Origin of the sequence: Hydrogenophaga sedimenti (assembly GCF_051857515.1) — a bacterium.
Taxonomy (GTDB): Bacteria; Pseudomonadota; Gammaproteobacteria; order Burkholderiales; family Burkholderiaceae_C; genus Hydrogenophaga.
Genome location: NZ_JBPZHA010000009.1, coordinates 97636 through 124104, shown reverse-complemented (window position 1 = coordinate 124104; position 26469 = coordinate 97636). Strand labels below are relative to the sequence as shown.

At 69.5% G+C, this 26469-nt stretch carries 25 protein-coding genes; 14 read left to right on the top strand and 11 right to left on the bottom strand.

The window, feature by feature from the left end; genetic code table 11:
- The first annotated feature begins 4 nt into the window (after positions 1-4).
- Complete coding sequence (locus ACS5NL_RS15645; protein ID WP_439354849.1) at positions 5-916, top strand: sugar phosphate isomerase/epimerase family protein; 912 nt, start codon at positions 5-7, stop codon at positions 914-916.
- Between the two features lie 76 nt (positions 917-992).
- On the opposite strand, the gene ACS5NL_RS15640 is transcribed toward ACS5NL_RS15645, so the two are convergent.
- Together ACS5NL_RS15640 and ACS5NL_RS15635 are read right to left on the bottom strand one after the other, a co-directional pair.
- Positions 993-1877 carry a pirin family protein gene (locus ACS5NL_RS15640; protein ID WP_439354848.1) on the bottom strand — a complete coding sequence of 295 codons (885 nt, stop codon included), beginning with the start codon at positions 1875-1877 and terminating at the stop codon, positions 993-995.
- Positions 1878-1914: 37 nt separating this feature from the next.
- Complete coding sequence (locus tag ACS5NL_RS15635) at positions 1915-2514, bottom strand: FMN-dependent NADH-azoreductase (protein ID WP_439354847.1); 600 nt, start codon at positions 2512-2514, stop codon at positions 1915-1917.
- Between the two features lie 91 nt (positions 2515-2605).
- Between ACS5NL_RS15635 and ACS5NL_RS15630 the strand changes: the two genes are divergently transcribed.
- Positions 2606-3544 (top strand): LysR family transcriptional regulator, encoded by a 939-nt coding sequence (locus ACS5NL_RS15630; protein ID WP_439354846.1) that lies wholly within the window; start codon positions 2606-2608, stop codon positions 3542-3544.
- A gap of 44 nt (positions 3545-3588) precedes the next feature.
- The gene (locus ACS5NL_RS15625; RefSeq protein WP_439354845.1) at positions 3589-5277 is read left to right on the top strand and encodes a cation:proton antiporter domain-containing protein; all 1689 of its coding nucleotides are present in this window, start codon (positions 3589-3591) and stop codon (positions 5275-5277) included.
- A 27-nt stretch (positions 5278-5304) separates the two neighbouring features.
- Here the strand turns inward: ACS5NL_RS15625 and ACS5NL_RS15620 are convergent, their stop codons facing one another.
- Positions 5305-5463, bottom strand: coding sequence for a hypothetical protein (locus tag ACS5NL_RS15620; protein WP_439354844.1), 159 nt, complete (start codon positions 5461-5463; stop codon positions 5305-5307).
- A gap of 204 nt (positions 5464-5667) precedes the next feature.
- On the opposite strand from ACS5NL_RS15620, the gene ACS5NL_RS15615 reads away from it, so the two are divergent.
- The gene (locus tag ACS5NL_RS15615) at positions 5668-7035 is read left to right on the top strand and encodes a DUF1800 domain-containing protein (RefSeq protein WP_439354843.1); all 1368 of its coding nucleotides are present in this window, start codon (positions 5668-5670) and stop codon (positions 7033-7035) included.
- Between the two features lie 4 nt (positions 7036-7039).
- A complete protein-coding gene (locus ACS5NL_RS15610) occupies positions 7040-8179 on the top strand; it encodes a DUF1501 domain-containing protein (RefSeq protein ID WP_439354842.1) in 1140 nt (379 codons plus the stop codon).
- Positions 8180-8206: 27 nt separating this feature from the next.
- On the opposite strand, the gene ACS5NL_RS15605 is transcribed toward ACS5NL_RS15610, so the two are convergent.
- Both ACS5NL_RS15605 and ACS5NL_RS15600 read right to left on the bottom strand, forming a co-directional pair.
- A complete protein-coding gene (locus tag ACS5NL_RS15605; protein WP_439354841.1) occupies positions 8207-9463 on the bottom strand; it encodes an Hsp70 family protein in 1257 nt (418 codons plus the stop codon).
- An 85-nt stretch (positions 9464-9548) separates the two neighbouring features.
- Positions 9549-10340: an IclR family transcriptional regulator gene (locus ACS5NL_RS15600; protein WP_439354840.1), complete on the bottom strand. Its 792-nt coding sequence runs from the start codon at positions 10338-10340 to the stop codon at positions 9549-9551.
- 112 nt (positions 10341-10452) lie between these two features.
- Here ACS5NL_RS15600 and ACS5NL_RS15595 point away from each other — a divergent pair, with 112 nt between their 5' ends.
- From ACS5NL_RS15595 to ACS5NL_RS15580, 4 genes are all read left to right on the top strand, one after another.
- The gene (locus ACS5NL_RS15595) at positions 10453-11457 is read left to right on the top strand and encodes a TRAP transporter substrate-binding protein (protein ID WP_439354839.1); all 1005 of its coding nucleotides are present in this window, start codon (positions 10453-10455) and stop codon (positions 11455-11457) included.
- A 12-nt stretch (positions 11458-11469) separates the two neighbouring features.
- The gene (locus tag ACS5NL_RS15590; protein ID WP_439354838.1) at positions 11470-11901 is read left to right on the top strand and encodes a type II 3-dehydroquinate dehydratase; all 432 of its coding nucleotides are present in this window, start codon (positions 11470-11472) and stop codon (positions 11899-11901) included.
- 137 nt (positions 11902-12038) lie between these two features.
- Positions 12039-12506 carry a (2Fe-2S)-binding protein gene (locus ACS5NL_RS15585; RefSeq protein ID WP_439354837.1) on the top strand — a complete coding sequence of 156 codons (468 nt, stop codon included), beginning with the start codon at positions 12039-12041 and terminating at the stop codon, positions 12504-12506.
- 2 nt (positions 12507-12508) lie between these two features.
- A complete protein-coding gene (locus ACS5NL_RS15580; protein ID WP_439354836.1) occupies positions 12509-14659 on the top strand; it encodes a xanthine dehydrogenase family protein molybdopterin-binding subunit in 2151 nt (716 codons plus the stop codon).
- A 35-nt stretch (positions 14660-14694) separates the two neighbouring features.
- On the opposite strand, the gene ACS5NL_RS15575 is transcribed toward ACS5NL_RS15580, so the two are convergent.
- From ACS5NL_RS15575 to ACS5NL_RS15555, 5 genes are all read right to left on the bottom strand, one after another.
- On the bottom strand, positions 14695-15255 hold the full coding sequence (locus ACS5NL_RS15575) for an RBBP9/YdeN family alpha/beta hydrolase (protein ID WP_439354835.1): 561 nt from the start codon (positions 15253-15255) through the stop codon (positions 14695-14697).
- Between the two features lie 14 nt (positions 15256-15269).
- Positions 15270-16328, bottom strand: coding sequence for a beta-keto acid cleavage family enzyme (locus ACS5NL_RS15570; RefSeq protein ID WP_439354834.1), 1059 nt, complete (start codon positions 16326-16328; stop codon positions 15270-15272).
- Positions 16329-16357: 29 nt separating this feature from the next.
- Complete coding sequence (locus ACS5NL_RS15565; protein WP_439354833.1) at positions 16358-17206, bottom strand: TauD/TfdA dioxygenase family protein; 849 nt, start codon at positions 17204-17206, stop codon at positions 16358-16360.
- Positions 17207-17225: 19 nt separating this feature from the next.
- A complete protein-coding gene (locus ACS5NL_RS15560) occupies positions 17226-18206 on the bottom strand; it encodes a quinone oxidoreductase family protein (RefSeq protein WP_439354832.1) in 981 nt (326 codons plus the stop codon).
- 118 nt (positions 18207-18324) lie between these two features.
- Positions 18325-19365 (bottom strand): AraC family transcriptional regulator, encoded by a 1041-nt coding sequence (locus ACS5NL_RS15555; RefSeq protein WP_439354831.1) that lies wholly within the window; start codon positions 19363-19365, stop codon positions 18325-18327.
- A gap of 138 nt (positions 19366-19503) precedes the next feature.
- On the opposite strand from ACS5NL_RS15555, the gene ACS5NL_RS15550 reads away from it, so the two are divergent.
- From ACS5NL_RS15550 to ACS5NL_RS15535, 4 genes are read left to right on the top strand one after another with little or no spacing between them, the layout of a single operon-like run.
- Positions 19504-20487: a tripartite tricarboxylate transporter substrate binding protein gene (locus tag ACS5NL_RS15550; RefSeq protein ID WP_439354830.1), complete on the top strand. Its 984-nt coding sequence runs from the start codon at positions 19504-19506 to the stop codon at positions 20485-20487.
- 21 nt (positions 20488-20508) lie between these two features.
- Entirely contained in the window at positions 20509-21543 is a 1035-nt protein-coding gene (locus tag ACS5NL_RS15545; RefSeq protein ID WP_439354829.1) for a YeiH family protein, read from the top strand.
- A gap of 60 nt (positions 21544-21603) precedes the next feature.
- Positions 21604-22317, top strand: a complete 714-nt coding sequence (locus tag ACS5NL_RS15540) for a YebC/PmpR family DNA-binding transcriptional regulator (RefSeq protein WP_439354828.1) — start codon at positions 21604-21606, stop codon at positions 22315-22317.
- Entirely contained in the window at positions 22317-23744 is a 1428-nt protein-coding gene (locus ACS5NL_RS15535) for a phospholipase D-like domain-containing protein (RefSeq protein ID WP_439354827.1), read from the top strand. The genes ACS5NL_RS15540 and ACS5NL_RS15535 overlap by 1 nt, the downstream gene beginning before the upstream one ends.
- Before the next feature lie 15 nt (positions 23745-23759).
- Here the strand turns inward: ACS5NL_RS15535 and ACS5NL_RS15530 are convergent, their stop codons facing one another.
- Positions 23760-24602, bottom strand: a complete 843-nt coding sequence (locus ACS5NL_RS15530) for a DUF3047 domain-containing protein (protein WP_439354826.1) — start codon at positions 24600-24602, stop codon at positions 23760-23762.
- 228 nt (positions 24603-24830) lie between these two features.
- Between ACS5NL_RS15530 and ACS5NL_RS15525 the strand changes: the two genes are divergently transcribed.
- Positions 24831-26462 (top strand): AMP-binding protein, encoded by a 1632-nt coding sequence (locus ACS5NL_RS15525; protein WP_439354825.1) that lies wholly within the window; start codon positions 24831-24833, stop codon positions 26460-26462.
- The last annotated feature ends 7 nt before the right edge of the window (positions 26463-26469 follow it).

Below are 26469 nucleotides of genomic sequence, written 5' to 3'. Positions count from 1 at the left end.
GCCCATGAAACCGTCTCAAGCCGCCATCGTCGAAGCCATTGCCGGTTTCGGCATGGACACCATCACGCTCGCCGGTCCGCTCGAAGCCAAGCTCGCCGCCATGAAGGCCGCCGGTTTCTCGCAGGTCATGCTCAAGGCCAACGACATCAACGGCCACCCGGGCGGCATCGACGCGGGCGTCGCTGCGGTCAAGGCCAGCGGCCTGCGCGGCACGGGTTTTCAGGTGCTGCGCGATTTCGAAGGTCTCTCGGGCCACCTGCACAGCTACAAGATCGACATCGCCAAGGCGATGCTCGAGATGTGCGCTGCGCTGGACTGCAAGGTGCTGCTGGCCTGTTCGTCGACCTCGGCCCACGCGACCCAGGACCTGGACCACATCGCGCGCGACCTGCGCAAGCTGGCCATGCTGGCGTTGCCGCTGGGCATCAAGATCGCCTACGAAGGCCTGTCCTGGGGCCGCACGGTCAACGAGTTCACGGCCTCGTGGGACGTGGTCTGCCGAGCCGACTGTCCCAACCTGGGCATCGGTCTCGACTCGTTCCACATCTTCGCCGCCAAGACCGCGCTGGACGAGATCGACTACCTCGACCCGAGCAAGATCTTCCTGGTGCAGCTGTCCGACTTCATGTGGCAGGAGACCAAGACCTTCGAGGAGCGCATGGCGACCGCGCGCACCTTCCGCGTCTTCCCCGGCGAAGGCGTGCACAGCGAGCAGATCGTCGACCTGGTGCTGCGGCTGGACAAGCTGGGCTATGCGGGCGACTACAGCTTCGAGGTCTTCAACGACGACTACCAGCAGATGCCGCTGCCGATGGTGGCCGAGCGCGGCAAGCGCGCCGCGCTCTGGCTGGCCGAGGACGTGCTGCGCCGCTCGGTGCCGCTGCCCAACCAGATGCGGCTGAAGTCGCTGGGCTGAGCGCCGGCCGACCCAACAGAAAAACCCCGTCTGCATGGCGCAGACGGGGTTTTCTTTTTGGGGGTCACCCCTTGCCTCAGGCCTGTGCTTCTTCGCCCAGCCGCCCGTCGCGGAAATCGTTCAGCGCCTGGTAGATCTCGTCTTTCGTGTTCATCACGAACGGGCCGTACTGCGCGATGGGTTCGTTCAGCGGGTGGCCGGCGATCAGCAGGGCCTTGGCGTCGCCGCCGGCGTCGATCACCACGCCGTCGCTGCCCGCGCTGTTGGCCAGCAGGGCCATGCGGCCCGCCGGCACCCGCTGCCCGCCGATGGTGAGCTCGCCCCGGTAGACATAGACGAAGGCGTTGTGCGTGGCCGGCAGCGGCTGCGCGAAGGTCGATCCGGCCTGGAAATGCAGGTCGAGGTACAGCGGCGCGGTGGCGTCGCGGGTCACGGCGCCGCCGACGCCATGGCTTTCACCGGCGATCACGGTCACGGCCACACCTTCGGCCGTGGTGAACTGCGGCAGGTCCGCATTCTTGAAGTCGCGGTACCAGGGCGCGTTCATCTTGTCGCGGCCGGGCAGGTTCAGCCAGAGCTGGAAGCCTTCCATCACGCCTTCTTCCTGCTGCGGGATCTCGGAATGGATCACGCCCCGACCGGCCGTCATCCACTGCACGCCGCCGTTCTCCAGCAGACCTTCGTGGCCCGCGCTGTCGCGGTGCAGCATGCGGCCCGCGATCATGTAGGTGATGGTCTCGAAGCCGCGGTGCGGGTGGTCGGGAAAGCCGGCGATGTAGTCGTCGGGGTTGTCGCTGCCGAAGGCATCGAGCATCAGGAACGGGTCCAGCCGGCGCTGCAGGTCTTGCGTGAGCACGCGGGTGAGCTTGACGCCCGCGCCGTCGGACGTGGGCTGCCCCGCGATCAGCCGCTCCACGCGGCGTGCTTGCTGGACGCTGGGGGTGAGGATGGCGGTGGTCATGGCAGTCTCCTGGTGAAACGGGGCGGGAGGGTCAAGCTCAGGCGAGGGCGGCCTCGATGTCCTGCTCGGCCTGGGCAAAGCCCTTGGCGGCGGCTTCCGGGCCCATGGCCAGGCCTTCGGCATAGATGAAGCGCACGTCGGTCATGCCCAGGAAACCCAGCACGGCCTTCAGGTAAGGCACTTGCGAGTCGTTGGGCGTGTCGCGGTACAGGCCGCCACGGGCCAGCGCCACGTAGACGGTCTTTCCCGTGAGCAGGCCTTCGGGGCCGGTCGCGGTGTAGCGGAAGGTGGTGCCGGCGCGGGCGATGGCGTCAATCCAGGCCTTGAACTGCACCGGCACGCCGAAGTTGTACATCGGCACGCCCAGCACGAGGGTGTCGTGGGCCTGGATCTCGGCGATCAGCGCGTCGTCCAGCGCCACGCGGGCGGCCTGCTCGGGGCTGCGCTGGTCGGCCGGGGTGAACAAGGCGCCCAGGGCGGCTTCGTCCAGCACCGGGTGCGGCGTCACGGCCAGATCGCGCAGGGTGAGGGTGGCGCCGGGGTTGGCGGCCTTCAGGCGCTCCACCACGCTGTTGGCGACCTTGGTGGAATTGGCGCCTTCGCGGCGGGCACTGGCGTTGATCTGCAGGATGTTCATGGCGGGTTCCTTGAAAAGGGTGGGACGATGGAGAGAATGTAATTGGCACCAATCTCCTTGAAAATCCCTGAATCTGGATATGATTGTTTCCATGATGGAACAATCAGGCGCCAGCCACGGCATCGATCCCAACGACCTGCTGATCTTTGCCCGGGTGGCCGAGCTGGGGAGCTTCAGCCGCGCGGCCGAGCGCCTGGGCCTGCCCAAGTCCACCGTCTCGCGCCGGCTGGCGGCGCTGGAGCAGCGCATGGGCGAGCGCCTGCTGCTGCGCACCACGCGGCGCCAGACCCTGACCGAATTCGGCCTGCAACTGCTCGAACACGCGCGCCAGGTGGTGGCCGAGCTGGACGCCGTGGGCCTGCTGCGCGAGCAGCGCCAGGCCGCGCCGAGCGGTCGGCTGCGGGTGTCGATGCCGGGCGACTTCGCCAACATGGTGCTGGTGGACAGCCTGGCCGCCTTCATGGCGCTGCATCCGGCCATCACGCTGGAGCTGGACCTCTCGCCGCGCCGGGTCGATCTGCTGGGCGAGGGCTTCGACGTGGCGGTGCGCATGGGCGACCTGCCGGACGACGCGTTGCTGGTGGCCAGCAAGCTGGCGGTGTTCACCCACGGCCTGTACGCCTCGCCCGGCTACCTGGCCGACCACGGCGACCCGCAGTCGCCGGACGATCTGGCCCGCCACGTCGCCGTGCGGCTGCTGCGGGGCAATGGCGAGACCGCCGGCTGGACCCTGTCGCAGGGCGACCAGTCCTGGAGCGGCGTGCCGGCCGGGCGTGTCAGCGCCAACTCGCCCGAGATGTTGATCCGCCTGGCGCGCGCCGGCGCCGGCATCGCGGCGGTGCCGGACCATTACGCGGTGGCCGACGTGCGCGCCGGCGCGCTGCGCCGCGTGCTGCCCGGCTGGACCATGCCCACCAGCACGGCCTGGGCGGTGTACCCTGGCCGCAAGCTGATGCCGGCCAAGACGCGCGCCTTCGTGGACATGCTCCAGGTGGCGTTGCGCGGCTGCAGTGAACCTCCGGTGGTCTGAGCCACTCTGCCCTTCTCTGGAACCCACAGGACGAGGACCCGACCATGCCGCACAACGTATCGCTCATCAACACCATCGCGGCCGGCCTGGGCCTGGCGCTGATCCTGGGATTTCTGGCGTCGCGGCTGCGTCTGCCGGCCCTGGTCGGGTATCTCGTGGCGGGGGTGGTCATCGGCCCGTTCACGCCGGGCTTCGTGGCCGACGCGGAGATCGCGGCCCAGCTGGCCGAGATCGGCGTGATGCTGCTGATGTTCGGCGTCGGCCTGCATTTCTCGCTGGACGATCTGCTGTCGGTGCGCAAGATCGCATTGCCCGGGGCGGTGGTGCAGATGGTGGTCGCCACGCTGATGGGCATGGGGCTGGCGCTCTGGTGGGGCTGGGGCATGGGCCCGGCGCTGGTGTTCGGCATCTCGCTGTCGGTGGCGAGCACGGTGGTGCTGCTGCGCGCGCTGGAAAGCCTGGGCATCCTGGAGTCGTTCACCGGCCGCATCGCGGTGGGCTGGCTGGTGGTCGAGGACCTGGCGATGGTGCTGGTGCTGGTGCTGCTGCCGCCGCTGGCCGGTTTTCTCGGCGGCACGCAACCGGCCGGAGGAGGGGCGTCGGTCTGGCAGACCCTGGGCCTGACGCTGCTGCAGGTCGGCGGCTTCGTGGCGCTGATGCTGGTGGTGGGGCGGCGGCTGTTTCCCTGGGTGCTCTGGCAGGTCACGCGCACCGGCTCGCGCGAGCTGTTCACGCTGTGCGTGGTGGCGGCGGCGGTGAGCATCGCGTTCGCCTCGGCCGCGCTGTTCGGTGTGTCGTTCGCGCTCGGGGCCTTCTTTGCCGGCATGGTGCTGCGCGAGTCGGAGTTCAGCCACCGCGCGGCCGAGGAGTCGCTGCCGCTGCGAGATGCGTTCGCGGTGCTGTTCTTCGTCTCGGTGGGCATGCTGTTCAACCCGGCGGTGCTGGTCGAGCGGCCCCTGCAGGTGCTCGGCGTCGTGGCGATCATCCTGCTGGGCAAGTCGCTGGCGGCGGCGGTGCTGGTGATCGCGCTGCGCTACCCGCTCAACACCGCACTCACGGTCTCGGCCAGCCTGGCCCAGATCGGCGAGTTCTCGTTCATCCTGGTCGGCCTGGGCGCGGCGCTGGGCCTGATGCCGCCCGAGGGGCAGAGCCTGGTGCTGGCGGGCGCACTGATCTCGATCGCGGTCAATCCGCTGCTGTTCAAGGCGATTGCGCCGATCCAGGCCTTCCTGCGCGCGCGGTCCGCGTTCGTGCGCAAGCTGGAGGCCCGCGACGATCCGCTGGCCGAACTGCCGGGCTCGACCGACGAGCGCTTCCTGTCGCGGCAGGTGGTGCTGGTGGGTTATGGCCGCGTGGGGCGCCACATCGCACAGGCGCTGCGGGAGGCCCACCAGCCCTTCGTGGTGGCCGAGCAGAACCGGGAGATCGTGGAGCGCTTGCGCGAGCAGGGCATCCCGGCGGTGTTCGGCGATGCGGCCGATCCGGCGGTGCTGGTGCAGGCGCATGTGGCGCGGGCCCGCATGCTGGTCATCGCCACGCCGGACTCGATGGCGGCGCGGCCCATGATCGAAACGGCGCGCACGCTCAACCCGGGCATCGAGGTCGCGGTGCGCTCGCACAACGAGGAAGAGGCCCAGCGGTTGCGCGACGAAGGCGCCGGCCAGGTGTTCCTGGGGGAAGTCGAGCTGGCCGATGCCATGGTCCGCCATGTGATGGCGGGGCGCGGCGCATGAGCCAGGCGGGCGGGCGGGTCTGGTCCGTCAGTCGATCCACAGCACGGCAGCACCGGCGCTGCTGATGCCGCTGAGCGAGCCCAGCAGGGCGAGGTCGCGCCGCTCGGTGCGCTGCCACCAGGCCAGCAGGGTGGTGAGCAGGAGGATGGCCGCGACGGCGGTGGCGATCAGGAAGGCGGTGTCCATGGGTTTCTCCGGGGTTGTGACCGCCCAAGTCTCGGCGGAGTCCGCGCCCGGAGGCAGCAGGATTTCCGGAAAGGGTCTTCCGGTCGAAGCGGAACGGGCGCGCTGCCGATGCTGCGCCGGTGGGACCGACCAGCTCCTGCGACTTTACGCGCCAGACACAAAGCCTTCACCCAGGGCGGCATTCGCGGGAACGAGAATGCGGCGATGAACGCTCCAGCGATTGCCCTGAACCGCTTTGGCCTCGGCGCCCGGCCCGACGAGCCGCCACCCACCGACCCGCCGCGATGGTTGTTGTCGCAGTTCGATCGGTACGAGGCGCTGCCGCCGGCCTGGAAGGCTGCCGCGCGCACGCCGGTGCTGGTCGACGCCTGGCTGGCGCAGCAGCGCGCGGTGCGCCAGGCCCCGGAAGGGCAACGCAGCGGCATCCGGGAGGCCTACCTGCGCCAGGGGCGGGATGAATACGTGATCGCGGCGGGCGCGCGGACGGCCAGCGCGCTGCAGACGGACACGCCTTTTGTCGAGCGGCTGGTGCACTTCTGGTCCAACCACTTCGCGGTCTCGGTGGACAAGCTGCTGATGGTGGGGCTGGCGGGCGGGTTCGAGGCCGACGCGATCCGCCCGAACGTGCTGGGGCGCTTTGAAGACCTGTTGCTGGCGGTGGTGCGCCACCCGGCGATGCTGCTCTACCTGGACCAGGCCCAGTCCATCGGCCCGGGCAGTGCCGCCGGACAGCGGGCCCAGGAGCGGCAATCCAGGGGCCGCGGCCTCAACGAGAACCTGGCACGGGAGATTCTGGAGCTGCACACGCTGGGCGTGCGCAGCGGCTACTCGCAGGACGACGTGACCGAGCTGGCCCGGGCGCTGACCGGCTGGACCCTGCCCGGCGATGCGCCGCAGGACGGCGCCGGATCGACCTTCCGTTTCGTGGCCGCACTGCACGAACCGGGCGCGCGAACCGTGCTCGGCCGTGGCTATGCCGACGAGGGCGAGCAACAGGCCCGCGCCATCCTCCACGACCTGGCCACCGAGCCCGCGACCGCCCGGCACATCGCCACCAAGCTTGCACGCCACTTCGTCGCGGACGATCCCCCGCCCGCGCTGGTGCAGCGGCTGGCTGACAGCTTCCTGCGCACCGGCGGTGACCTGAGCAGCCTGTACCGCGAACTGCTGGCGGCGCCGCAAGCCTGGGCGCCTGCGCAGGCCAAGTTCAAGTCGCCCTGGGACTGGGGTGTGTCCAGCCTGCGCGCCCTCGGACGGAAGGAGTTGCCGCCCATGCAGGCCTCCAACCTGTGGAACCAGCTCGGCCAGCCGGTGTGGCGACCGGGGTCGCCGGCCGGCTACGGGGACCTGGCGGCGAACTGGGCGGCGCCCGACGCGCTGATCCGGCGGGTGGAGACCGCGCAGCGCCTGGCCCAGCAGGCCGGCAACACCGTCGATGCCCGGGCGCTGGCGCCGCGGGTGTTGCCCGGCGACGCACTGACCACGGCCACGGCGGGCGCGATTGCCCGCGCCGACAGCGCGGAGACGGCCCTGGCGCTGCTGCTGGTGGCGCCCGAATTCCTGAGGAGATAAGGCCATGGACCGACGCCGCTTTCTGGGCTCCGCCGCACTGCTGGCGGCCCCCCGCATCGTGTTCGCGAAGGCCGCCACCGAGCGGCGCTTCGTCTTCGTCATCCAGCGTGGTGCCGCCGACGGACTGAACACGCTGATTCCCTACGCCGACCCGGCCTATGCGAGCGCGCGCGGCGCACTGGCCATCGACCCGGCCAGTGCGCTGAAGCTGGACGGCAGCTTTGCCCTGCATCCCTCGCTGGAGCACCTGGGCCAGCTGTACGCCGCCAGGCAGGCGACCTTGTTCCATGCGGTCGCCTCACCGTACCGCGACCGCTCCCACTTCGACGGGCAGAACGTGCTGGAGTCCGGCGGCACGGCGCCGTACCAGGTCAAGGACGGCTGGCTGAACCGGCTGCTGGGCGTGTTGCCGCGCAACGGCAAGGAGGCCATTGCGTTCTCGCCCGCCGTGCCGCTGGCGTTTCAGGGCGTGGTCCCGGTGACTTCCTACGCGCCGTCCGCGCTGCCGCAGGCCCACGAGGAACTGCTGATGCGCGTGGAACAGCTGTACGCCCAAGACGGACAACTGCACGCGCTGTGGTCGTCCGCGCTGGAGGCGCGCAGCATGGCGGGCGGCATGGGCGGTGGCGCCAACCGCCAGGACGCGGGCGCGCTGGGCCGCATGGCGGCCGGCTTCCTGGGGCGTGCCGACGGACCCCGGGTGGCGATGATCGAGACCAGCGGCTGGGACACGCACAGCGGCCAGGCGGCGCGGCTGGCCACCCAGCTGCGGAACCTGGACAAGCTGCTGGCAGGCCTTCAGGAGGGACTGGGACCGGTGTGGGACCAGACCGTGGTGCTGGTGGCCACCGAGTTCGGGCGGACGGTGGCGGCCAACGGCACGGGGGGCACCGACCACGGCACCGGGGCCGTGGCGATGCTGGTCGGGGGCGCGGTGGACGGGGGACGGATCGTGGCCGACTGGCCGGGCCTGTCGGCCGCCAGCTTGCTGGACGGGCGTGACCTGAAGCCGACCCTGGCGCTGGACGCGCTGATCACCGCCGCGTGTGCAGAGAGCTTTGCGCTGGAGCCGGACCGGCTGGCGCCGGTGCTGTTTCCGTCCGGCGGGCCCAGGCCCCCGGTGCCGCGTCTCTTGCGCGCATAGAGACGCCGCGCGACGCGCGTGGCGTCGTCAGGCCTGCGAGTACGCCAGGCCGGATGCCACGCCGCCGAACAGGTCGCCCTCGACCAGCGGCACGCCCGGGAAGGCCGCGCGCAGCGTCTGCTGGAACGGTCGCAGGGCCGAGGAACCGCCGGTGAGATAGACCGCGTCGAGCTGGTCGTCGCGCAGGCCGGCGCGCTGCACACATTCGCGCGCGCAGGCCACGGTGCGCTCCAGCAGGCCGTCCAGGTGCTCATGCAGCGCGGCCGTGCCCATGGGGGCGGTGAGGGCGGCTTCGACGATGGAGAGGTCGACCTCTGTGTCGGCGTCGCTCATCGAACAGCGGATCTTGGCCTGCTCGACTTCGTGGGCGATGTGGTGGCCGTGGCGCTCGCGCAGCACGCGCATCAGCCGCTCGTGCAGGCGCACGTCGCGGTAGTTCACGCGCAGCGCCTGCGCCTGGCTGATCGCGCGCGGCAGGTAGAGCCACTGGATCAGGTGCCAGGTCGAGAGGTCGAAGAAGGTCCGGCTGGGCACCTCGCGGCCCTGCGGACCGAGGTGGCGGTAGCCGAGCAACGGCATGACCTGTTCCAGGCTGAGCCGCTGGTCGAAGTCGGTGCCGCCGATGTGCACACCGGTGGTCGCGAGCACGTCGCCCGAACGGTCCGCCTGCGCCATGCGCTGCGGCCCCAGGCGCACCACGGTGAAGTCGGAGGTGCCGCCGCCGATGTCGACGATCAGCACCAGCGATTCGCGGGTCAGCCGGCGCTCGTGGTCCAGCGCGGCGGCGATCGGTTCGAGCTGGAAGCTCACCTCGCGGAAGCCGGCGGCCTGCGCGGCGTCGAGCAGCGACTGCTGGGCCGCGGCGTCGCGCTGGGCATCGTCGTCGACGAAATGCACCGGCCGGCCCATGACCACGCGCTGCGGCGCACTGCCCAGCGACCGGGCCGCACGCTCGCGCAGCTCGGCCAGGAAGGTGGTCACGATTTCCAGAAAACTGATCGAGCGGTGGTGGATTTCCGTGCTTTCGTGGATCAGCGGGCTGCCCAGCAGGCTCTTGAGCGAGCGCATCAGGCGGCCTTCGGTGCCGGACAGGTACTGCGCCACCGCGTCGCGGCCGAAGTGTGTGCGCTGGTCTTCGGTGTTGAAGAAGACGGCGGTCGGCATGGAGACCGCCTCGCCTTCGAGCGGGATCAGGCGCGACAGGCCGCCGGGCGCGGCCCAGGACATGGCCGAGTTGGACGTGCCGAAGTCAATGCCGAGCGTGCCGGCAGGGTGTTTTTGCATGGGGGAACAGGGAAAGGAGGGCGGACGGGGCCAAGCCCGGGCGCACACGGGGGACCGGCATTCTGCCACTGCCCCGGCGGCGCTCTCAGCCTTTGCCCAGCGGCGGCCGCCCGAACAGGCTGTTGGTGTTGCAGATCGGGCCGAGTTCGGCGGCAGCCGCCAGCAGGTCCGGAGCCATCTCGTGCATGCGCGCCGGGGTCAGCCGCGTGCGCGGTCCGGCCACGCTGATGACGCCGATGGTCTCGCCGCGCCGCTGCACCGGCACGGCGATCGCGCTCATGCCGGGCGCGAACACCTCGTCGATCACCGCGTAGCCGCGCACCCGCGCCGCGTGCAGGAAGCCCAGCAGGGCCTTGACCGTGGTCGGCGCTTTGGGGCCGTAGTCCGAGGGCTCGCCGAAGCCCTGCTGCGAGACCAAGGCCAGCGCGCGTTCGTCGCTCAGGGTGAGCAGCCAGGCGTGGCCCGAGGCGGTGCAGGACAGGCGCGCGTCCTGCCCCATGTCGGGGTCGTAGCGCAGGCCCTTGCGCACGCCCTGCGCCTTGGCGATCCAGGTCAGGCGGTCGCCGTCGATGACCGACAGCCGCACCAGTTCGCCGGTGCGCTGCGCCAGCCGCTCCAGCAGCGGCTCGGCGATGTCCACGATGCCGGCGCCGCTGAGGTAGCCCAGCCCGATCGAGACCAGCTTGGTGGTCAGCAGGTAGTCGCCCTGGGCGCGCGCCTGGCGCACGTAGCCCCGCGCCTGCAGCGCGGCCAGCAGGCGGTGGCAGGCGCTCAGCGGCATGTCGAGTTCGGCCGCCAGCGAGGCCAGCGGCACGCCGTCGGGCTGGGCGGCCAGCTGTTCCAGCAGGGACAGGCCGCGGTCGAGGGCAAGGCTCATGATTTTCCGTATGAAGAAATCAGTTTCCAGTCGGGAAAGACTTTCCTGATGGATTTCAAGAATACGCCCAACGGCCCGCGGGGTGGGCCGGGTCAACCCAACGGAGACAACCATGCGGATTTTTCTCAAGCTTTCCCTGCTGACCGCGGCCCTGTGCCTCGGTGGTGGTGCACTGGCGCAGGACATCCAGGAACGCACCATCAAGTTCGGCCACCTCAACAACACCGACCACCCGGTGAGCCTGGGCGTGAAACGCTTTGCCGAGCTGGTGGCGGCCAAGAGCGGCGGCAAGCTCAAGGTGCAGGAGTTCCCCTCGTCCACGCTGGGCAATGAACTGCAGCAGCAGGCCGCGCTGCAGGGCGGGGTGCAGGAGATGAGCGCGCCGGCCACCACCTCGCTGGCGGGCATCGTCAAGGAGTTCGGCCTGATCGACTTCCCGTTCGCGGTGTCCAGCTTCGCGCAGGCCGACGCGCTGCTCGACGGCCCGTTCGGGCAGGCGCTGATCGCCAAGCTGCCCGAGAAAGGCCTGGTCGCGCTGGGCTACTGGGACCTGGGGTTCCGCAACGTCACCAACAGCAAGCGCGCGATCACCAAACCCGAAGACTTCGAGGGCCTGAAGCTGCGCGTGATCCCGAACCCGGTGTTCCTTGAGACCTTCAAGGCGCTCAAGGCCAACCCGGTGCCGATGCCGTTTGCCGAGCTCTACGGCGCGCTGGAGAGCAAGGCGGTGGACGGGCAGGAGAACCCGTTCTCGGTGATCCTGTCCAACAAGTTCCACGAGGTGCAGAAGCACGTGAGCGCCACCAACCACGTGTACGCCGCCAACATCCTGCTGGTGGGCAAGCGCTTCTGGGACCGACTCTCGCCGGTCGAGCAGCGCATCCTGACCGAGGCCGCCAACGAAAGCCGCGCCTACCAGCGCCAGACCAGCCGCGCCGCCGCGCAGAAGGCGGTGGGCGAACTGCAGGCCAAGGGCATGCAATACAACGAGGTGAGCCCCGCCGAGCAGCGGCGCATCGGCCAGATGGTCAAACCCGTGACCGACAAGATGGCGGCCGCCTACGACCCCGAACTGGTGAAGCTCTACCAGTCCGAACTGGCCCGCACCGCGCACTGAAGGCTGCTCACCATGAACATCCTCGTCCTGCACGGCCCGAACCTCAACCTGTTCGGGCGCCGCGAACCCCACATCTACGGCACCACCACGCTGGCCGAGATCAACGACAGCCTGCAGACACTCGCCGCCGAGCTGGGCGTGCGCCTGGAGATCCTGCAGTCCAACCACGAAGGCGTGCTGATCGACAAGCTGCACGAGCGCATCGACACCGCCCAGGGCGCGCTGATCAACCCCGCCGGGCTGACGCAGCACGGTGTGCCGCTGCACGACGCGATCAAGGCCATGCCGTTCCCCGTGATCGAGGTGCACCTGTCCAACATCGCGGCGCGCGAACCCTGGCGCGCGCACTCCATCATCTCGCCCGCCGTGCGCGGCACGGTGCAGGGACTGGGCTGGCGCTCCTACACCTGCGCCCTGCGCGGACTGGTGGACTTGCTGCGCTGAACCGAAACGGAACACTTTGTCCCCACAGCGACGTGGGACAAGGGTTTGCCCGGCCGACGCCGGGGGCCTGCGTCGCTACATTGGGGCACGACCCTGGCGCGCCGATCGCCGGGCGAACCCTAACGGAGACACACCCCATGTTGAAACTCAACGTCAACGGGAAGCCGGCGTCGCTCGACGCCGATCCCGAGATGCCCCTGCTGTGGGCCCTGCGCGAAGACCTCCGGCTCACCGGCACCAAGTTTGGCTGCGGCATGGCACTGTGCGGCGCCTGCACCGTGCACCTGGACGGCAAGCCGGTGCGCTCCTGCTCGACGCCGCTCTCGGCCGCGACCGGCAAGAAGGTGATCACCATCGAATCCGTCGGCAACAGCAAGGCCGGCAAGGCGATCCAGGCGGCCTGGGTCAAGCACGACGTGCCGCAGTGCGGCTACTGCCAGAGCGGGCAGATCATGAGCGCGACCGCGCTGCTGGCCGCCAACGCCAAGCCCAGCGACAAGGACATCGACGAAGCCATGAGCGGCAACATCTGCCGCTGCGGCACCTACAACCAGATCAAGGCGGCCATCAAGGACGCGGCGGTCTCTCTGCGCAAGGGGGCCTGACCATGAGCACCGTCGAACAGAACATCCCCGGTTTCGAGACCAGCCGCCGCGGCTTCATGACCGGCACCGGTGCCGCGCTGGTGGTCGGCTTCACGCTGCCCGCCTCGGGCCGTGCGCTGGCCGCCAAGGCCGCACCCGCCGCCTTCACCCCCAATGCCTGGCTGCGCATCACCGCCGACAACCGCGTCACCGTGATCTGCGGATCGTCGGAAATGGGGCAGGGCGTGCTGACCGCGATTCCGCAGCTGATGGCCGAAGAGCTGGACGCCGACTGGGCGCAGGTGTCGGTCGAGCAGGCGCCGGTCAGCCAGGCCTTTGCCAACCCCGCTTTCGGCATGCAGGCGACCGGTGGCTCGACCACGGTGCGCGGCCACTGGGACGTGATGCGCAACGCCGGCGCCACCGCGCGCGCCATGCTGGTCGCCGCCGCGGCCGAGCAGTGGAAGGTCTCGCCCGGTGACTGCCGCACCGAAGCCGGTCAGGTGATCCACGGCAGCAAGAAGCTGAGCTACGGCCAGCTCGCCGAAGCCGCCGCGAAGCAGAAGGCCCCGGAAAAGGTCGCGCTCAAGGATCCCAAGGACTTCAAGATCCTCGGCCAGCGCAAGCATCGCCTGGACACTTCGGGCAAGACCAACGGCCAGACCAAGTACGGCATCGACGTGGTGCTGCCCGGCATGCTGGTCGCGGTGATGTCGCGTTCGCCCGTGCCCGGCGCCAAGGCGGTCAAGGTCGACGACAGCGCGGCCAAGGCGGTCAAGGGTGTGAAGCAGGTGATCACGCTGCCGACCGGCGTGGCGGTGCTGGCCACCGGCTACTGGGCCGCGAAGAAGGGCCGTGACGCGCTCAAGATCGAGTGGGACGCTGGCGCGCTCAAGGGCCTGTCCTCGGCCGGCATCACGGCCCAGCTCACGGCCGCCGCCGACAAGGCCACCGCCGTGGCCAAGCAGGAGGGCGCGGTCGAGGTGCGTCCCGACAAGGTGGTGGAAGCGACCTACGAGGCGCCGTACCTCGCGCACGCCTGCATGGAGCCGATGAACTGCACCGCCTGGGTCAAGCCCGACGGTGTCGAGGTCTGGGCCGGCACGCAGAGCCAGGGGCCGGTGCAGGGCATCCTGTCGCAGGTCGCGGCGGTCGATCCGGGCAAGGTCAAGGTCAACACCATGATGCTCGGCGGTGGCTACGGCCGCCGCTTCGCGCCCGACTTCGTGATCGACGCGACCCTGCTCTCCAAGATCAGCGGTTCGCCGGTCAAGCTGGTCTACAGCCGCGAGGACGACATGGCGGCCGGGTTCTACCGCCCGGCCTCGGTGGCGAAGTTCACGGGCGCCGTGGGCGCCGACGGCCACGCGACGCTGCTCGAATCGGGGGTGGGTTCGCCCTCGATCATGGCGGCCTCGGGCTTCATGCAGATTCCCGAAGACGGCGTCGACACGTTCGCCATGGAGGGCATTGCCGACCACCCCTACGACATCCCGAACCAGCGCCTGGCCTACGGCCGCAGCGAGCCGGGGCCGCAGGTCTGGTTCTGGCGCTCGGTCGGCCACTCGCAGAACATCTTCTTCATGGAGAGCTTCATCGACGAGCTGGCCGCGGCGGCGGGCAAGGACCCGTTCGAGTTCCGCCGCGCCATGCTGGACAAGCAGCCGCGCTACAAGAAGGTGCTGGAAGTGGCGGCCGAGAAGGCCGGCTGGGGCAAGCCGCTGCCGGCCGGCGTGACGCGCGGCATTGCCGTGGCGCAGAGTTTCGGCAGCTTCGTGGCCGAGGTGGCCGAGGTCTCGCTGGGCGCCGACGGCACGCCGCGGGTGCACCGTGTCGTGGCGGCGGTCGACTGCGGCATGACGGTCAACCCGACCATCATCGAGCGGCAGATCGAAGGCGCCATCGTCTACGGTCTGAGTGCGGCGCTGTACGGCAAGATCAGCTACAAGGACGGCCGCGTCGAGCAGGGCAACTTCCACGAGTACCCGGTGCTGCGGCACAACGAGATGCCCAAGGTCGAGGTGCACATCGTGGCTAGCTCCGAGAAGCCCGGCGGGATCGGCGAACCCGGCACGCCACCGATCGCGCCGGCCGTGGCCAACGCGATCTTCGCGGCCACCGGCAAGCGCCTGCGCAGCCTGCCGTTCGACACCGAGAAACTGAAGAAGGCCTGAGCCGGTCTGGAGGCTGTGGACCGCTGGCGCTGCCGTCAGCGGTCCAGGTCTTCGATCAGCGCCTGCGCCTGCGGCCAGGGGCCGAAACCCGAGGCCGGGTTGAGGTGCCCGACCTCGCCGAGATCGATCGTGGCGCTCCCCCAGTCGCGTGCCAGGGCCCGCACGTGATCGATCCGGCCCAGCGGGTCGTTGTGGCTCAGGGCCACGAGCGAGGGAAACGGCAGCCGCGCGCGCGGCACCGGGAACCAGCCCGCGGCCTGCAGTGCCGCCGTGGGCGGGTAACCCTCGGGCATCGGCGTGTCGAAGTCCGGTGGCGTGGCCAGCAGGGCGCCGCGCACGCGCCAGCTGAGCGAGGAGAGCGCCGCCCAGTGCGCCACCGTGATGCAGCCGCCGCTGTGTGCGACCAGGACCACCGGTCCGGCGATGGCCGAAACGGCGGCCTCGACGGCGTCGATCCGGGCCTGGCAATCCAGGTTCTCGCGCCCCATCGGTGGCACCGAGACGCAACCGGGCCGCTGCGCCGCCAGCAAGGTCTGCCAGTGCAGTGCGACATGGTCGCGCAGGCCTGGAACGATCAGGACGGTGCTGCGCTCCACGTCTTGAGCCCCCGTCAGGCGACCTTGCGCAGGTAGCCCTGCTGGCGCCCGGGCGCGTTGGGCGCGAAGCCGTTGGCGGCCAGGGTTTCTTCCACGGTGTCGTAGAACACGCCGATCTTGAGGATCTCGCGCGCCTCCTTGCCGTTGGCCACGGGGCGGCCGAACTCCTTGGCGATGCGCACCAGTTGCTCGATCTGCTGCACCGTGCTCATCTTTGCGGTGCGGGCCTGGTTCCAGAGGTTGTCTTCGATGCCGCAGCGCACGTGCAGGCCCATGGCCATGCCCATCATGTTGATCGGCAGCGTGTTGCGCATGCTGCTCTCGACCGTGAGCATGGCGCCGTCGGGGATGGCGCGCAGGAAGTTGGACAGGTTGTAGACGTTGGGCGCGTCCATGCCGCCGCTGATGGCGACCCAGTTGCACACCAGCGGGCCCTTGTAGACGCCACGGCGGATCAGGCGCTCCACGGTCTCGAAGCTGTTGAGGTTGTAGAACTGGAAGGCGCTCTGGATGCCGGCGGCCGAGAGCCGGCGGATGTGCTCCTCGAACCAGGCCGGGTTGGAGGGCACGATCATTTCGCTGTAGGCGCGGCGGCCTTCGGGCGTGGCCATGGAGGTGCCGGCGATGTCGGCCTCTTCCATGTGCTCGGTCACGTTCATCTGGGTGGTGTTGATGGTGACCGTGACCTGGTCGGGCTTGGGCGTGAGCTCGGCCAGCATGTGGCGGGTGTCGTCGGACAGCCACTTGGCCACGGAACCGTCGGTCTCGGGCGCGAAGCTGATGGAGCCGCCGACCTGGATGATCATGTCGGGCGCGGCCTGGCGCACGCCGGCGATCAGTTCATTGAACTTGGACAGGCGCTTGGAGCCCTTGCCGTCGAGTTCGCGCACATGCAGGTGCAGCACGCTGGCGCCGGCGTTGTAGCAGTCCACCGCCTTCTGGATCTGCTCTTCCATGGTGACCGGAATGTCCTCGGGAAAGTCGGACGGAATCCATTCGGGGCCGTAGGGCGCGGCGGTGATGACCAGGGGCGGCTGGTTTTCGGGGAAGAGGTGGCCGTCGAGGAAGTACATGGTGGGTCTCCGGATGCAGTGGGAAGGGTTCAGAACGTGGGCGTGCCGACGATGCCGGCGCGTTCCATCTTTCGATGGCAGGGCGGGTAGTCCATGACCGCGTAGTGCTGGGTGGCGCGGTTGTCCCAGATGGCGACGCTGTTGGGCTGCCAGCGCCAGCGCACCTGGTATTCGGGGATCGCGGCCTGGCTGATCAGGTACTGCAGCAGGGCCGAGGTGCCCTGGGTGAAGTCCTGCCCGACGCGCACGTTGGCCGGCGTGTGGAAGTTGGTGAAGTGGGTGGTGAAGCCGTTGACGAACAGCACCTTCTCGCCGGTCTCGGGGTGGGTGCGCACGACCGGGTGCTCGGCGTCGGGGTACTGGGCCTTGAGCGCCAGGCGGCGCTCGACCGGCATGGCGGCGCCGAAAGTGCATTCGATGCTGTGGCGCGCGCGCAGGCCGGCGATCTGCTGCTTGAGTTGCTCGGGCAGGCGCTCGTAGGCCAGCGCCATGTTGGCCCACATGGTGTCGCCGCCCACCGGCGGGCATTCCACGCAGCGCAGCACACAGCCCATGGCGGGCGCCTCGCGCCAGGTGCCGTCGGTGTGCCAGGAGTTTTCGTAGCGGTCGTTGGGCGCGTCGGGCGTCTTGTAGATGCGCACCAGGCCCGGGTGGTCCGGGTCGCTGCCGGCGACCGGGTGGTCTTCGAGTTCGCCGAAGCGGCGCGCGAAGGCCACGTGGTCGGCGCGCGAGATGTCCTGGTTGCGCAGGAACAGCACCTTGTGCTGCAGCAGGGCGGCCTTGATGGCGGCGAACAGGTCGTCGTCGCGCGCCGCGTCGGCCAGGCTCACGCCGGTCAGCTCGGCGCCGATGGCGCAGGTCAGTTGTTCGACTTTCATGCGGTGTCTCCTCGGGAGGTCAGAGCACGAACACCGACGAGCCGGTGGTCTGGCGCGATTCGAGGTCGCGGTGCGCCTGCTGTGCTTCTTCGAGCGCGTAGCGCTGGTTGACTTCGATGCGGATGCGGCCGGCCGCGACGTGGCCGAACACCTCGGCCGCCAGCTCGGCCTTCTCGGCCGGGTCGGCGATGTAGTCGGCCAGGGCAGGGCGTGTCAGGTAGAGCGAGCCCTTCATCGCCAGCAGGTTGGGGTTGAAGCCCTCGATGGGGCCGCTGGCCGTGCCCACGCAGACCATCAGGCCGCGGCGCTTGAGCGAGTCCAGCGAGGCCATGAAGGTGCTCTTGCCCACGCTGTCGAACACCACGTCCACGCCCTTGCCGCCGGTGAGTTCCTTCACCCGCGCGGCCACGTCCTCGTGGCTGTAGTTGATGGTGTGGGCGCAGCCGTGGGCGCGGGCGACTTCGGCCTTGGCGTCGGTGGACACGGTGCCGATGACGGTGATGCCCAGCAGCCTGGCCCATTGCGACACGATCAGGCCCACGCCGCCGGCGGCGGCGTGCAGCAGCAGCGTGTCGCCGGCCTGGAACGGGTGGATGCGGCGCATCAGGTAGGCCGAGGTCAGGCCGCGCATGGTCATGGCGGCGGCGGTCTCGAAACCGATGGCCTCGGGCAACTGGATCAGAGGCGCGGCCGGGATCAGCCGCTCCGTGCTGTAGGCGCCCAGGGTGTTGAGGAAACCGGTGTAGGTGACGCGGTCGCCGACGGCGACGTTCGTGACGCCTTCGCCGATGGCCTCGACCACCCCGGCCGCCTCGACGCCCATGCCGGCGGGCAGGGGCATGGGGTAGGTGCCGTTGCGGAAGTAGGTGTCGGCGTAGTTCAGGCCGACGGCGGCGTGGCGCAGGCGGACCTGGCCCGGGCCGGGGTCGCCGACCTCGACCTGCTCGGTCTGCAGGACCTCGGGGCCGCCGGTGCGGTGCATGCGGATGGCTGTGGCCATGGGGGCGTCTCCTTCGTGCGTTCGTGGGGCCCGTGATCCGGACCGTGAAGCGCATCGTAGGAGCCGACCGCCGACCGTGCTTGTCGGATTGGGACACTGGCTTGCGAATGTGGGACAGTCAGGGTTGACCCTGACGCACCGCCGCTTTCGCTCTTTCCTGGGCCCGCCAGGCCGTCACGCTGCAGCCGAAGGTGCTGCGGAACCAGTGCGAGAACGCGGCCGGTGCCGCAAACCCCATCAGCTGCGCCACCTCGGCCAGTGGCAGGTCGCTGTCCTGCACCTGGCGCAGCACCAGCTCGGAGCGCACCGACTGCAGCAGCGTGGCGAAGCTCTCGCCCTCCTGCGCCAGGTGCCGGTGCACGGTGCGGCGGTCCACACCCAGGTGCTGCGCCACCTGCTGCGAGGTGCAGCGCCCGCCCGGCAGCAACGCGGCCACCAGCTGGCGCACCGTGGCCTTGGTGCTCTGGTGCTGGCCCGAGAGCGCGCGGTCGAGGTACTGGCGGGCGAAACGCGCCATCTCGGGGTTGTTGCCGGGCAGCCGGGCCTGCAGGTCGGCCGCGTTGCAGACGATGCCGTTGAACTCGGCGTTGAAGTCGACCGCGGTGCCGAAGAAGGCCTTGTGGGCCTTGGTGTCGCGCGGCGGCCGGTGGTTGAAGCAGACGCGCAGCGGCTTCCACGGCGCGCCCAGCAGCTCGCACAGGATGCGGTGCATCACGCCCACCGCCAGCTCCATCGACTGCCGCGTGCTGGCCGACTGTTCGACCAGGATCTCCTCGCGGATGATGACCATGGCACCGTGGTCCTCCACGCGGGTGAGCAGGGACGCGTTGAGCAGCCGCAGGTAGCGGCAGAGCGTGTCGAGCGCGGCGCGCGCGGTGGGCTCTTCCTTGAGCACCAGGCTGATCGGGCCGAGGTTGGCGAGCTGGCGGCGGCCGGCCATGCGCAAGCCGAAGTCCTCGACGCCGCTGGCCTGCGCGCTGTCTTCGAGCAGGGCGCGCACGGCGGTCGCGCTCAGCGGGGTTTCCGGATCTTCGAGGCTGCGCGGAGAGAGGCCGGCGCGGCGCAGCATGGCGCGCGCGTCCAGCCCGACCGACTGGGCCAGATCGAGGTAGCCGGCGAGGCTGGCGCTGCGCACCACGGGCAGGTAGGGGTAATCCATGAATGTCCCAATTTCGAAAACCGTTGTCCCAATTGGACAAGCGTTGCCAGGGGCGTGCACCTAGTATTTGTCCCACGGTCCGGCGTTCCGGCCGCGACAGGCCCGCCCGATGGCCTGCATCACTCCAGGAGACACACGATGCAATCCCGTTCCTTCTCGCCGCTGCGCCGCACCGTCTGCGCCGCCGCCCTTGCGCTGACCTTGCCGGCGGCCGCCTTCGCCTGGACCGACAAGCCGGTGCGCATGCTGGTGCCGGCGCCGGCCGGCGGCACCATGGATGTGGTCGCGCGCATCGTCGCCGACCAGCTGTCCGCCGACATCGGCCAGCCGGTGGTGGTGGAGAACAAGCCCGGCGCCGGTGGCGCGATCGCGGTGCAGGCCATGCTCTCTGCGCCGCCCGATGGCAACACCATCATGATGACGGCGAGCAACATCCTGACCGAGATCCCGCACGTCATGAAGACGGCCTTCGATCCGCTCAAGGACGTCAAGCCGGTGACCGCCATCGCCCGCGCCACCATGGTGATGGTCGGCGCACCCAACGTGCCGGCCAAGGACCTCAAGGGTGTGATCGCCTGGGTCAAGGCGAATCCGGGCAAGGTCAGCTTTGCCTCCTACAGCGCGGGCACCAGCTCGCAGTACGCGGGCATGATCCTCAACCACAAGGCCGGGCTGGACATGCAGCACGTGCCCTTCGCCGGCTCGCCGCCCGCGCTGACCCAGCTGATGGGCGGGCAGGTGCCGCTGATGTTCGACGGCATGGCGACCTCCAAGAAGATGATCGAGGCCGGCAAGATCCAGGTGTTCGGTGTGGCCGCCAAGAAGCGCTCGCCGCACCTGCCCAACGTGCCGACCCTGGCCGAGCAGGGCTACCCCGACCTCGACTTCAGCAACTGGGTCGGCATCATCGTCGCCAGCGGAGTCCAGACGCCCATGCTGCAGAAGATCAACGCGGCGGTCGACAAGGCCGCCGCCAACCCCAAGGTCCGGGACCGCCTGCTGGGTGCCGGCTTCGACCTGGGTGGCGACGAGACGCCCGAGCAGATGGCGCAGTCGCTGCGCGCCGACTTCGAGCGCAACGCCGCCATCGTCAAGAGCTTCGACATCAAGCTCAACCAGTAAGCCCCACTTCCGGTCCCGACCATGACAGCCCTTGCTTCACGCCTGGGCCTGGCGGAGGTGCGCGCACGCGCCTTCCTGCTGGGTCCCGGCATCACCCTCAGCGCCGTGGTGGCCGTGGCCGCGATGGCGCTGGGCGCCCACTACGGCGCGCCGGTCATGCTGTTTGCGCTGCTGCTGGGCATGGCGCTGAACTTCCTTTCGCAGGACGACAAGTCCGCCGCAGGCATCGAGTTCACCGCGCGCCAGGTGCTGCGCTTTGGCGTGGCGCTGCTGGGGCTGCGCATCACGGTCGCACAGGTTGCGGCGCTGGGCTGGGCGCCGGTGCTCATGGTGCTGGTGGCGGTGGCGGCGACGATCGTGGTGGGCATCGTGCTGGCCCGGCTGATGGGCTTTCGCATGTTCTTCGGCCTGCTGACCGGCGGCGCGGTGGCGATCTGCGGCGCCTCGGCGGCGCTGGCGCTGTCGGCGGCGATGCCCGCGCACCCGCTCAAGGAGAGGGCCACGCTGTTCACCGTGATCGGCGTGAGCACGCTCTCGACGCTGGCGATGGTGCTGTACCCGGTGCTGACCCAGGCGCTGGGCATGGCGCCGGTGCAGGCCGGCTTTTTCATCGGCGGCACCATCCACGACGTGGCCCAGGTGGTGGGCGCGGGCTACAGCCTCTCGCACGATGCCGGCGACGCGGCCACCCTGATCAAGCTGATGCGGGTGGCGATGCTGCTGCCGGTGATCGCGCTGGCCGCCGCGCTGGCCCGCCGCCACGAACGCGAGCAGGGCGGCGACCAGCCCAGCGGGCCGCGGCCGCCGCTGTTGCCCTGGTTCGCGGTGGCGTTTGCGCTGCTGGTGCTGCTCAACAGCACGGGCTGGCTGCCGGCCTGGCTGGTGCAGGGCGGGCAGGGCGCCTCGCAATTCTTCCTGGTCGCGGCGATGGCGGCGATCGGCATGAAGACCCATCTGCGCGACATCGTCACCGTGGGCTGGAAGCCGGTGGCGCTGATGGTGCTGGAGACGGTGTTCCTGGCGGCGCTGTTCTACGGCCTGCTGCAACTGCGCTGACCCGGGGTGGCGCGCAGCGGGGGCCACTAAACTCCCGGGATTCACACACAAGGAATCTCCATGGGCGCGCAGTGGAAAGCGAAACACAAGGATCTGGCGGCCAACGCCAAGGGCAAGCTGTTCGGCAAGCTGGTCAAGGACATCATGATTGCCGCGCGCAGCGGTGCCGATCCCTCGGCCAACGCCCGTCTGCGGCTGGTGGTCGAGCAGGCGCGCAAGGTGTCGATGCCCAAGGACACGCTGGACCGCGCGATCAAGAAGGGCGCCGGCCTGACCGGTGAGGCGATCCACTACGAACACGTGATGTACGAAGGCTTCGCGCCACACCAGGTGCCGGTGATGGTCGAGTGCCTGACCGACAACGTGAACCGCGCCGCCTCCGAGATGCGCGTGCTGTTCCGCAAGGGGCAGCTGGGCACCAGCGGTTCGGTCTCCTGGGACTTCGACCACGTCGGCATCATCGAGGCCGAGGCCGCCAGCAAGGACGCCGACGCCGAAGTCGCCGCGATCGAGGCCGGCGCGCAGGACTTCGAGCCGGCCGACGACGAAGGCGTCTGCGTTTTCCTCACCGACCCGACCGACCTCGACCTGGTCAGCCGCGCGCTGCCGGCGCAGGGCTTCACCGTGCTGTCGGCCAAGCTGGGCTACAAGCCCAAGAACCCGGTGGACCCGGCCAGCCTGAGCGCCGAGGCGCTCGAAGAGGTCGAGGCCTTCCTCGCGGCCATCGACGACAACGACGACGTGCAGAACATCTTCGCCGGGCTCGGCGGCTGATGGTCTGGCGTGTGGCCCGCTGGGCCGGCATCGGCCTGCTGGTGCTGCTGGTCGGGGTGCCGGTGGTGTTCGCGGTCGCTTTCCTGGGCATCCAGGAAGCGAGCGAGCGCCAGTGGCTGGGCAAGGCGCCACAACACGCCGCCATCGGCGTGCGTTCGCACCAGCCGCACACGGTCGCGCTGCTCGACGTCGGTTTCGATTCGCTGGCCACGCGCCTGCACATGATCGAGAGCGCGAAGCAGTCGATCGAGCTGGAATTCTTCATCTACGAGATCGACGAGGCCAGCCGCGTGATCACGCAGGCGCTGGCGCGCAAGGCGGCCGAGGGCGTGAAGGTGCGCATCCTGGTCGACTTCGCCCGGCCGGTCTTCAAGCTCGCGCCGCACTACGCCCGCACGCTGGAGGCGGCCGGGGTGCAGGTGCGCTACTACAACACCTCGGGCATCGCGCGCTTCTTCGCCGCGCAGCACCGCACGCACCGCAAGCTGCTGGTGGTCGACCGCCGGACCGCGATCATCGGCGGCCGCAACATCGGCGACGACTACTTCGATCTCTCCAAGCACTACAACTTCCTCGACAGCGACCTGAAGATCGAGGGCGAGGTGGCAGCGTCCATCGTCGACAGCTTCGAGCTGTACTGGAACTCCGACTGGGTCACGAAGTCGCAGGACATCGCGGCGGACGGCGACGCCGCCGGGCCAGACCTGCTGACGCCACCCAGCGCCGAGGAACAGGCGCTGGGCGCGGAACTGGCGCAGCACCAGCCATCGCCCGTCAGCTCGACCTGCAACGACATCGAGTTCGTCACCGACTACCCCGGCTCGGGCGTCGAGAAGCGCAAGGTCTTCACCGCGATCAGTGGTCTGGTGAAAGAAGCGAAGAGCCACATCACGGTGGAGAGCCCGTATCTCGTGCTGCGCGAAGACGGCATCGGTCTGCTCAGCAGCGTGGTGCAGCGCGGGGTGAAGCTCAAATTCCTGACCAACACGCTGCGCTCGACCGACGCCTTCTACGCCGTCGCCAGCCTGACCGACACGCTGCCGCGGCTGCAACTGCCCAATCTTGAAGTCTGGGGTTACGACGGCCGGCCGCTGAAACAGAACGAGCGCGCGCCCGCGTCGGCGCGTTGGGGCGTGCACGCCAAGCGCGCCGTGTTCGACGACCAAACCGTGGTGGTCGGCACCTACAACATGGACCCGCGCTCGGCCAACCTCAATTCCGAGCTGATCGTGATCTGCCGCAACAACCCGACGCTGGCCGCCACGATGACCCAGAGCCTGCAGGCCCGGCTGGCGCAGTCGCGGCCCATCGTGGGCACGCCGACCGCGGGGGGTTACGAGGCGCTGATCCAGGACGCCGACCGCGACACCATCTTCCAGATGCGCATGGTCCGGCCGTTCGCGAGCTTTCTGGATTTCCTGCTGTAGGCCGGTGCCGCGGCCTTACTTCGCCGGCGCCGACATCGTCAGCTGCAGCGGCCCGTACCAGGCGGTGATGGACGCGCCCGAGTTGTTCGAGTCGGTCATCAGGCCCAGGCCGATCATCGGCCCCGGCGCTTCACCGAAGGCCTGGCGGAAATCGGCCTCGACATCGCGGTCGAAGTCGACCCACTGATTCAGCCGCGCGGGGCCGGACTCGACCACGATCTGGCGGATGCGGCTGGTGTAGGGGTTGGGGATCACCGTGCCGGCCGGGTGGCGGTTGTCCCAGACATACATGATCGAGGCGTAGGGCAGGGGCTTGCCGGCGATCAGGCCCGACAGTTCGGACACGATGTGGTCGCGCGCCTGCCAGGTGCCGTTGTAGCGGTCGCCGTCGAAGCTCAGGATCAGCCGCGCCACCGCATCGTCCTCGCCCTTCTCGCTCAGGTTGAAGCTCGGGTTCAGCGCCGGCACGAAGAGCGAGAAATGCAGGCGCTTGGGCAGCACGCCGGGCGCGGGCTTCAGCAGCAGGTTCAGCGTGCTGTTGGAGCCGAGCGCCTCGGCCATCAGGGCCGGCCGGCCGTCCTTCTCCGTGGCCTGGTAGCGCGTTGCGCGGCGGTTCATGAAGACCTGGTGTTCCCAGGTCGTCGCCGTGGCCGCGCCGTCGATGTGGTTGGCTGACTGCCAGGCCGTGCCGTCCAGCACCACCGGGCGCTGCTTTTGCCGGACATCGGCGTCGGCCTCATCGTCGGCATCGTCGCCGGCGGGCGATGGGGCGCTGGCACAGGCGGCGAGCAGCAGGGCGAACAGCGGGGCTGCCCAGAGGCGGGAAGGGCGGTGGCAAGGCAGGGCTGGAGGCTGCATGTCGTCGGGCGGGCGCGTGAAGAAAAAACTGGCGCGTATTGTGCCGGTCCGCGCAGGCGGACGTCGGTTTCAAGTTGTTTTGAGTGGGAAGCGTCGGCTCAGGCGCTGTGAGCGACTGCGTGCCCAGGCGCTGACCGATCAAATCACCTGCATCCCGGCGCGAGGATGGCCAGATTTGCGACCTCGGTGTCGAGCCAACGGCCGTCTGATCTGGATAGAGTGCATCGAATGATCACCATCAGCGACCAGACCACCATTGGCGAGGCTTTTTTCGAGGCCTGCAAGCGCTACGCCAGCCATTGCCTGCTGGCCGTGCCTGCCAATCCCGTCAGAAACCACGATTCTGGCGGCCGCGAGGTCAGCTACCGTGAAGCGGCCACCGAGGTACGCACGTTGATGGGCACCTACCAATCGGCCGGCTATGGCCTGGGCCACCGCGTGGGCCTGTTCCTGGAGAGCCGGCCCGAGCACCTGCTGCACAAGCTCGCGCTCAACGCGCTGGGCGTGTGCACCGTGCCGATCAACCCGGACCACCGGCCGCGCGAGCTGGCCTATGTGGTGGACCACGCGCGGCTGGACCTGATCGTGGCGCTGGCCTCGCGGGCCGACGCGGTGCGGGACGCGCTGGCCCTGACCCGCCACCAGCCCGCCGTGGCCTGGCTGGAACGCCTGGCCACCCAGCCCCTGCCACCGACACTCACCGCGGCCCAGCCCGGTGAACCGGTGGGCGACACGCCCGCCAGCATCCTCTACACCTCGGGCACCACGGGCCAACCCAAGGGCTGCGTGCTCTCGCACACCTACGAGCTGGCCGCCGGCCACTGGTACGCCACACAGGGCGGCCTGGGGGCCGTGCGCGAAGGCGTTGAGCGCCTCTACAACCCGCTGCCGCTGTTCCATGTGAACGCGTCCATCCTGTCGTTCTACTGCATGCTGCTCAGTGGCGGCTGCCAGGTGCAGACCGACCGTTTCCAGCCAGGCCGCTGGTGGGCCGAGGTGGTGGAGAGCCGCGCCACCATCGTGCATTACCTCGGCGTGGTGGTGCCCATGCTGCTCAACCAGCCCGAGAGCGATCTGGAGCGTGCGCACCAGGTGCGCTTTGGCTACGGCGCCGGGGTCGAGCCCCAGCTGCACGCGAAATTCGAGGCACGCTACGGCTTCCCGCTGCTCGAACTCTGGGGCATGACCGAGATGGTGCGCCCGCTGTGCGACTGCCACGAGCCACGGCAGGTCGGCACGCGGGCCTTCGGCCGCGCACGCCCGGGCCTGGACGCCTGCGTGATGGACGAGGCCGGCCAGGTGCTGCCCGACGGCATTCCCGGCGAACTGGTGATCCGCCACTCCGAAGCCACGCCCCGCCGGCACTTCTTCAGCGGCTACCTGGACAACCCGCAGGCCACGGCCGAGGCCTGGCGCGGTGGCTGGTTCCACACCGGCGACATCGTGAGCCGGGGCGGCGACGGCATGTTCCATTTCATGGACCGCCGCAAGAACATCATCCGCCGCTCGGGCGAAAACATCGCCGCGGCCGAGGTCGAGGCCCTGCTGCTCACCCACCCGTCGGTCGCCAACGTGGCGGTGATGGCACTGCCCGACGAGGTGCGTGAAGAAGAAGTGCTGGCCTGCGTGGTGCTGAAAGACCGCGACGGCCACGAAACGCCGGAGGTGGCGCGCGCGCTGTTCGATTTCTGCCACCAGCAACTGGCCTACTACAAGGCGCCCGGCTGGCTCTGGTTTGCGGCCGAGATCCCCACCACCGGCACGCAGAAGATCCAGAAGCACCGCATCTTCCCCGAGGGCGCCGACCCGCGCACCCTGCCCGGCATGCACGACCTGCGGTCGCTCAAGAAACGCCACTGAACCCGGA